Source organism: Streptomyces sp. NRRL F-5122, assembly GCF_001507435.1.
Classification (GTDB): domain Bacteria; phylum Actinomycetota; class Actinomycetes; order Streptomycetales; family Streptomycetaceae; genus Streptomyces; species Streptomyces lannensis.
This window is the reverse complement of record NZ_LMWH01000028.1, coordinates 1-5662: the sequence shown is the minus strand read 5'-3', so window position 1 is coordinate 5662 and position 5662 is coordinate 1. Positions and strand designations below refer to the sequence as shown.

Below are 5662 nucleotides of genomic sequence, written 5' to 3'. Positions count from 1 at the left end.
CATGATCCGCCGCTACATCATCTGGCGAAACCGCCATGCCGACGACCAGCACCTACAAGCCGTCATCGACAGGGCAAACGTTGCCTGAGGCGGCACTAGATGTGCCGGAGTTGTTCGTAGTCAGCCATCCGTTCGCATCACTGTGAAGACAGTGCTTTGGCACATGAGTGCCATGTCACCAGGTTGACACGGCTCAAATCCCTGCAATGCGCCATACATCATGCGCAGTTGGGGGAGACACCGCTGGACTGTCCGCACGCTGCCGCAAGCCGCACACGGTCGCGTGGTACGGGCCTCGCCGACGCTCCAGACGCCGTAAGGTCCCGGTCCGTTGCTCTGCGCGTCACCTCGGCTTGTATTTTTCTGTCCGAACCACACGAGCACAGGCCAGAGGCGGACAGCGATGACGGAAGCCGACCCTCCCTGGGAGGCAGTGGGGCTCGACGCACAGGCGGAGGCCGTCTACCGCCGGCTGCTGACCCACGGAGGCGGGACCGTCGACGACGTGGTGGCCTCATTCGGACTGCGGCCCGAGCAGGCACTGTCGATGCTGAAGCGTCTTCACCACTCCGGACTGCTCAGCCGCCGATCCTCGGGTGAGTTCCTCACCGTCGATCCCCGCTATGCCGTGCGGGCACTCGTGGAGTCGCACGAGCGTCAACTGGCCGCCGTGCGCGACGCGGCGGAGCCGTTGGGCGCGATATTCGACGAAGTCAGGCGCTCCAATGCGGCCGAACCCGCGACGAGGACGATCAGCGGGGCGGAGGCGGTCGGAGACTGCTACTACCGCCTGAAGCAGTGTGCCCGTCACGAGATCTGCGCTCTGGACCGGCCGCCGTTCCTGCTGGCTCCCAACGGGCCGCTCGACGAGGCGGCGGTCCGGCGCGGGGTACGGGTGCGGGTCGTCTACGCGGCGGCCAGCTTCGATGCCGAAGGCGGCTGGGAGGAGTTGGGCAGTCTCGTCTCGCGCGGCGAAGAGGCCAAAGTCGTGCCCGCGCTGCCGATCAAGTTGGCGATGGCGGACCGGTTCGCGGCGATGGTCTCGCTGAGCCTGGACGGCGAGGGCACCGAGTGCCTCTACACCGAGGCGCCTCCCCTGCTGGACGCCCTGACGGAGCTCTTCGAGCGCTACTGGGCCACGGCCGCGTCCTTGAGCGGTCCCGGCCTCGAGCCGTCGCCGCCATCAGGTCCACCCGTCGAGGGCGGCAGCGCCCGGATGCCTACCGACGAGGAGCGGAACCTGCTCGCCCTCTTCGCCGCCGGGGTCAAGGACGACGCCATCGCCCGCCAGTTCGGGATCTCGACGCGGACGCTGCGCCGACGGATTAAGGACCTCTATGCGGAGCTCGGGACGACGAACCGTTTCGGCGCCGGCGTTGCGGCGGCCCGACGCCATTGGGTGTGAGCGTGCCGGCGGCAGCGGCATGACACCCCGTTGCCGGCCGGGGCGCACGCCACTCGACCCGGCGTTCGTGCGGGAGCACGGGGCCCGGAGCGCCCCCGCGCGCGTGACCCGCTGTCCTCTTCGGGTGACGGTGGCGTGCTCGCGGCAGGCGACGATTCACCTGGTGGAGCTCGATGAACTGCCGGTGCTGCTCGGCTGCCGCCTTGAAACGGAAGGATACCTCCGCTAAAGTGGAGGCAATTCTCCGCTTGGGGTGGGGTGAGGGCGGGCGATGAACGACCTCGCACGCCGAGGCCCACTGTCACGCGCTTTGGCCCCCGTTCGTTCCGGTTTTCGTGCATCACCACCCGGCGGTGGCGCGGCGCACACCTGTCGACGGGGCCCCTGGGCGATGAGCTCTGCCGGATTCAGCCTCATAGGCCGCCAGTTGAAAGCAAGGGAGTCCAGCACGATGAAGAAGTCCCACGGTTCCCCCAGGCTCCGCCGCGTACGACTTCCCGGCACGGTGGCGGTTCCGTTTCCCTCGCTCGACGAGCGGGCGGCGTCCGGAGGCAGCGCAGACGCCGTCGTCCGCGTGGCACGCGGGGACGCCCGCCGCCCCGGCGGACGCCCGTCGACCGGCGGGTCGCCGGCGCCCGAGCAGGCAGCGGCATCGCCCGTCGCCTCGGGCGCGGCAACCACCGCGCAACGCGAACCGGCTCCGTGAGCACTCATGCCGGCGCCTGCGCCATCACCCGCAATGCGTTCCGGTGGGGCGAGCGGATTCCGGATGCGCCCAGCCGGGGGGGATCGGCTCCGGTCTCCTTTGGTGCTCGGCGGGCGGAGCGCTTGACCCCGAGGTTGTTGTAGATACAACATTAGAGGGTGAGTGCTTCCGTCGACGAAATCGTGCAGGACTGTCTGGCCGTGCGTATCCGGCTGATAGGCCGGGCGGTCACCAGTCTTTACGATGGCGCCCTTGAGGGTCATGGGGTGACCATTGCCCAGGTCAACCTGCTGGCCGCTCTGGGCAAGGTGGGTCCGTGTCCGCCGTCCAGGCTGGGCGAGGTGCTCCAGTTGGAGAGGTCTACGGTCAGCCGGAATCTGCATCTGCTGCTGAACCAGGGCTGGATCGAGGCCTCGGCGTCCGACGCGAAGGGCATGCGTGAAGTCGCCCTTACCGGCGCCGGCCGGGCCAAGATCGAATCCGTGATGCCGCAGTGGCGGCAGGCCCAGCAGCAGGCTGCTCAGCTTCTGGGGGCGGGCGTGGCGGCGGTCCAGGAGATTGCGGGCGGCATGGGGTATCCGCCGGGCGCGTAGCGCTCAGGGAGGGGTAGCCGGAGGCTTCCTCCAGCTACTCATGTTGTATATACAACGAGAGAGGGAACGTCATGAGTGTCTCCTTCGCGAACAGGGTTGTATTGATCACGGGTGCATCACGGGGAATCGGTAGAGCCGTTGCGTTGGCGTTCGCCCGGCAGGGGGCGCTGCTGGTCCTTGCGGCCCGCTCGGAAGAGCGGCTTGCGCAGGTGGAGAGCGAAGTTCGCGATCTGGGGTCGGACGTGCTGTCGGTCCCGACGGACGTGACCTCCCCCGAGGCTGTGACGGCCCTGGTGGACGCCGCGGTGAGCCGATTCGGACGGATCGACGTGCTGGTGAACAACGCCGGGATCGGGATGGTGGGCCGTGTCGAGTCGGCGGCGTTCGAAGACAACGCCCGCCAGACGATGCAGGCGAGCCTTTTCGGAATGATCAACGTGACGCAGCGCGTGCTTCCGGTGTTCCGGCGGCAGGGTTCTGGGGCGATCGTGAACATGTCGTCCGTGATGGGGCGAAAGGCGTTCGCTCGATTCGGCTCGTACGCGATCGTGATGCACGGGGTCTCTGCCTTCTCGGACAGTCTCCGCCAGGAGGTGGCCGACAGCGGTATCCGAGTGTCGGTGATCTATCCGGCGCTCACCGCCACCGACCTGCTGCGGGAGGCGAAGGAGGCGCAGATGCCGCCCCCGTTCCGGCACATGACGCCGCTGCCGGCCAACGAAGTGGCGCGAGCCGTGGTGGCCGCAGTCCGGCAGGGGAAGCGACGTGTAGTGCTGCCGCGCATGGCGAACATGCTGCTGCTCGGTGAGGCGTTGTCGCCTCGCATCGGCGACTTGATCGCGACCGCTCTGACGAAGCGGCGCATCGCCAGGCTGCTCAGGATGAGCAGCGGGAAGACCTACCACGAAACGATCGCCAGTCACCCGGGCTGATGAAGCGACGCCGGTACACAACTCGTATGTCGTCGAGGCCGTTGTCGCCCTCCTTGTGGCCTGATTCCTGCTCCACCTCGACACCACGCTGGTCAACGTGGCACTCCCCGCCCCGGCCCAGCTGGGCCGGGAGATACAGCTGAACCGCTCGGTCGTGGTCATCCTCACGAGCCGCTGCCCACCGCTTCTTTCCAGCGGATTTCCTGCCGTCGTCACGTGACGCAGCCGGTCGGACACACCCGTGGCGAAGGCATCCCGAATATCATGAGAAGAGGCTTTTTCGGTATATGTCAGGGAGCCGCAGATGGACGCCTCGGACGAGCTCCTTCGAAGGCCCACCCCGTCGGCTCTCGTGGCCCTGGACGGAGCTGTCCTCAGGCTCAATGCCGCGATGGCCAGGGCACTGGGCAGGTCGGTGGAGCAGTGCCTGGGTCGTGGTTTCGGTGATCTGCTGCCCGCAAGCCAGCTGGCCTCGGTCGAGAGTCTCGTGGCCCACGCCGCCACGACGAACACGGTCGCGATGCGGGTGCTGGAGTTCCCCGGCCCGGATACGGCATCTGTCGTCTGTCTTGTCGAGGCACGGTCGGTGAATGATCCCGCAGGCCGGGAGTCGCTGGTATGGGTGCACTCGTTGGACGCGGGAAACGATCGGGGCGGTCTGTTGATCCCGTTCCGTCTGGCGGCCAAGGCTGCCAATCTCGGCCTGTGCATGTATTCACCCCAGGAGCGTGAGCTGGAATGGCTCGGTGGCGCACCCGCCTTGGCGGCGCTGTTCCCGGAGGCCTCCATGCCGTTGTCCGAGGTGGTGCGACGAGTCCACCCCGATGACCGGGAGTCTCTGCGGCGGCTCGTGACGTCAACGGCCGCCCGGTCCCCCTGGATCAGGGTGCGGTTCCTCACCGAGCGCGATGGCTGCCACCATCTGGTCTGCCAGAGTCGTCGGATCGTTCTCGGCTCTGGCGGTCCTGAGCGGGTCTTCGGAGTGATCCGTGACGACACCAAGTGGGAAGCGCGCCGACGCAGAGCGCTGGTCGCGCTGAGTGTTGAGCGTCAGCGCGCCGACGAGATCGCCGCCTTCTCCTCCGCCGTGATGACCGCAGTCACGGAGCAAGAAGTACGGCAGGTGGTCCTGACCCGGCTCGCCGCGACTTTCGGTGGTACCGGCGCCGCGCTGGCGCTCCTCACGAAAGACCGCCTGCGCGTCTCCTCCGATGCCGGGATCCCGCTACCGGTGGCCGCCGTGCACGGCCTGCCACTGGACGCTCCCAGCCCGCTGCCCTACGTGATCCGCACGGGCAAGCCGCAGTTCATTCCCGACAAGGAGGACTACATCCGCTGCTGGCCGCACGGGGCCATGGTGCCGTACTTCGACCAGCTCGACACCGGCTACGCCATCTCGATCACCCCCCTCAGCCCGGCCGGTGAGCAGCCGCTCGGGGCCTGGTTGGTGACCTACGACAGCACACACCACTCGTCCCCGGACGAGCGGGCCCTCATGTGTACTCTTGCCGACCTTGCCGGCCAAGCACTCAAGCGCGTCAGGTTGCAAGAGGCACGAGTCGAACTGGCCACGGCGCTCCAGCAGACCATGCTCCCCACCCTGCCCGAGCACCTCCCAGGCCTGGAGGTCGCCGCCCGCTACCGCCCCAGCCGCGACGGGCTCGACATCGGCGGAGACTGGTACGACGCCTTCGTCACGCCCGACGGCGCCGTCGCCCTGGAGATCGGCGACGCCCAAGGACACGATGTGGACGCCGCCGCGGCCATGGGACAGGTGCGCGCCTCCATGCGCGCGATCGCCGCCCACGAACCCGATCCCGCAACCGTGCTGATGCGCACCAACGAGTTGCTCGTCACCATGCAGGCGGCACGATTCGCCAGCTGCACCATGCTGCATATCGACCCGGGCGACGGACGGGTCACCGGCGCCAGCGCCGGCCATGTGCCGCTGCTGTACGCACGCGACGACGGCAGCCACAGCATCCGTGAACTGCCGGGCGGCCCGGTGCTGGGAGTCCTGCCCGAC

The 5662-nt window shown here is 68.0% G+C and carries 5 protein-coding genes and 1 pseudogene; all 6 read left to right on the top strand.

The annotated features are described in order from the left end of the window. A pseudogene (locus tag ADL25_RS51785) lies at window positions 1-88 on the top strand (transposase); the annotation flags it as partial. Window positions 89-403: 315 nt separating this feature from the next. Beyond that, a complete protein-coding gene (locus ADL25_RS05865; RefSeq protein ID WP_059126556.1) occupies window positions 404-1405 on the top strand; it encodes a LuxR family transcriptional regulator in 1002 nt (333 codons plus the stop codon). 451 nt (window positions 1406-1856) lie between these two features. Next, window positions 1857-2111: a hypothetical protein gene (locus tag ADL25_RS48885; protein WP_147318095.1), complete on the top strand. Its 255-nt coding sequence runs from the start codon at window positions 1857-1859 to the stop codon at window positions 2109-2111. A gap of 158 nt (window positions 2112-2269) precedes the next feature. Then, a complete protein-coding gene (locus ADL25_RS05860) occupies window positions 2270-2704 on the top strand; it encodes a MarR family winged helix-turn-helix transcriptional regulator (protein WP_059126555.1) in 435 nt (144 codons plus the stop codon). Window positions 2705-2775: 71 nt separating this feature from the next. Beyond that, window positions 2776-3636 (top strand): SDR family NAD(P)-dependent oxidoreductase, encoded by an 861-nt coding sequence (locus ADL25_RS05855; RefSeq protein ID WP_079050201.1) that lies wholly within the window; start codon window positions 2776-2778, stop codon window positions 3634-3636. A gap of 304 nt (window positions 3637-3940) precedes the next feature. After that, window positions 3941-5662: SpoIIE family protein phosphatase (locus ADL25_RS05850; protein WP_059126553.1), on the top strand; the 1722-nt coding region annotated here is incomplete at its 3' end.

What these genes read in the sequence shown, in the direction of transcription:
- ADL25_RS48885 (WP_147318095.1), top strand. Translation starts at nt 1,857, where the DNA reads ATGAAGAAGTCCCACGGTTCCCCCAGGCTCCGCCGCGTACGACTTCCC.
- ADL25_RS05855 (WP_079050201.1), top strand. Translation starts at nt 2,776, where the DNA reads ATGAGTGTCTCCTTCGCGAACAGGGTTGTATTGATCACGGGTGCATCA.
- ADL25_RS05865 (WP_059126556.1), top strand. Translation starts at nt 404, where the DNA reads ATGACGGAAGCCGACCCTCCCTGGGAGGCAGTGGGGCTCGACGCACAG.